The 2,246-nt window shown below is 63.9% G+C and carries 1 protein-coding gene; it reads right to left on the bottom strand.

Going from position 1 to position 2,246, the window contains the following annotated elements:
- Positions 1-181: 181 nt before the first annotated feature.
- A partial coding sequence (gene fusA, locus VMS96_15595; protein HVP44849.1) for an elongation factor G occupies positions 182-2,246 on the bottom strand: 2,065 nt, incomplete at its 5' end.

The raw sequence follows: 2,246 nt of genomic DNA, 5'->3' as shown, positions 1-2,246 counted from the left end.
GGAACTTCACCTTCGGGTTGTGCTTGCCCAGCACCTTGGTGATGGCCGCCGTCAGCGTGGTCTTGCCGTGATCGATGTGCCCGATCGTCCCCACGTTCACGTGCGGCTTCGTGCGGTCAAATTTCTCTTTCGCCATAATCGACTCCGTCAATCCGTCCCCGGTGGGACCGTCTGAACTGAATTATTTCGAACCGACTGTCTTGCCCTGGACCTTGGCGATGATTTCTTCCGCCACGCTGCGCGGCGCCTCCTCGTAGCGGGCGAAGTGCATCGAGTAGGTCGCGCGCCCCTGGGTGCGCGAGCGCATGTCGGTGGCGTAGCCGAACATCTCCGACAGCGGTACCATGGCGCGGATCACCTGCGATCCGGCGCGGTGCTCCATGCCTTCCACCCGCCCGCGGCGGGCGTTCAGGTCGCCGATGATGTCGCCCATGTACTCCTCGGGCACCACCACCTCGACCGCCATCACCGGCTCCAGCAGCACCGGGCTGGCCTTGCGGGCGGCTTCCTTGAACGCCATCGAACCGGCGATCTTGAACGCCATCTCGCTGGAATCCACGTCGTGATAGCTGCCGTCGTGCAGGATGGCCTTCACGTCCACCATCTCGTAGCCGGCCAGCACGCCGCCCTCGAGCGCTTCCTTGATGCCCTGGTCCACCGGCTTGATGAACTCCTTGGGCACGGCGCCGCCCACGATCTCGTTCTCGAACTCGTACCCCTTGCCCGGGTTGGGCTCCAGCCGGATCTTGACGTGGCCGTACTGTCCGCGGCCGCCGGTCTGGCGGATGAACTTGCCTTCCGCCTCGCTGGCCTTGCGGATGGTCTCGCGATACGCGACCTGCGGCTTGCCGACATTGGCCTCGACGCTGAACTCGCGCATCATGCGGTCGATGATGATCTCCAGGTGGAGCTCGCCCATGCCGCTGATGATGGTCTGGCCGCTATCGACGTCGGTGTGGACCTTGAAGGTGGGGTCTTCCTGCGCCAGCTTGCCCAGCGCCAGGCCCATCTTCTCCTGGTCGGCCTTGGTCTTGGGCTCGACCGCGACTGAGATCACGGGCGCCGGGAACTCGATGGATTCAAGAACGATGGGCTGCTTCTCGTCGCAGATGGTGTCGCCGGTGGTGACGTTGCGCAGCCCGACGCAAGCGCAGATGTCGCCGGCGTAGATCTCGCTGATCTCCTCGCGCTTGTTGGCGTGCATGCGGAGCAGGCGCCCGATGCGCTCGCGCTTCTGCCGGCCCGGATTCCAGATGCTGTCCCCGGTCTTGAGCTGGCCGGAGTACACCCGGATGAAGGTCAGCTGGCCGACGAACGGGTCGGTCATGATCTTGAAGGCCAACGCCGCGAACGGCTCGTTGTCATCGGCCTTGCGCGTGAGTTTCTTCTTGTCCGGATGCTCCGGATCGATCCCCTCGACCGGCGGGATCTCCAGCGGTGAAGGCAGGAAGTCCACTACGCAATCGAGCAGCGGCTGTACGCCCTTGTTCTTGAACGCGGTGCCGCAGATCACAGGGAACAGCTTCAGCGCGATGGTGCTCTTGCGCAGCGAAGCCTTCAGCTCCTCGGGCCCGATGCTCTCACCTTCCAGGTACTTGTGCATGAGCTCGTCGTCGTTCTCGACGATCTGCTCCACCATGGTGTTGTGGAAGGCCTGCGCTTTCTTCTGCAGGTTGGCCGGGATGTCCTCGATCACGTACTCGGCGCCCAGGGTCTCGTCCTTCCACAGGATAGCTTTCATCTGGAACAGGTCGATGACGCCCTTGAAATTCGCCTCCTGGCCGATGGGGAGCTGGATGGCCACGGGGCGGGCGTTGAGGCGCTTGCGGATGGTGTCGACAGCATGCTCGAAGTCGGCGCCCATCTTGTCCATCTTGTTGATGAAGCAGATGCGCGGGACACCGTACTTATCAGCCTGGCGCCAGACGGTCTCCGACTGTGGCTCGACGCCGTGCACGGCATCGAACACGGCGCAGGCGCCATCGAGCACGCGCAGCGAGCGCTCCACCTCGGCGGTGAAGTCCACGTGGCCCGGCGTGTCGATGATGTTGATCCGGATGTCGCGCCAGGAGGTGGTAGTCGCGGCGGAGGTGATGGTGATGCCGCGCTCCTGCTCCTGCTCCATCCAGTCCATCGTGGCCGTGCCTTCATGGACCTCGCCGATGCGGTGCGTGATCCCCGTGTAATAGAGGATGCGCTCCGTCGTGGTGGTCTTGCCGGCGTCGATGTGCGCCATGATGCCGATG

This window comes from Terriglobales bacterium, from assembly GCA_035543055.1.
Taxonomy (GTDB): domain Bacteria; phylum Acidobacteriota; class Terriglobia; order Terriglobales; family Acidobacteriaceae; genus JAIQFD01.
The sequence above is the reverse complement of the archived record's forward strand: the minus strand, read 5'-3'. Positions and strand labels throughout refer to the sequence as shown.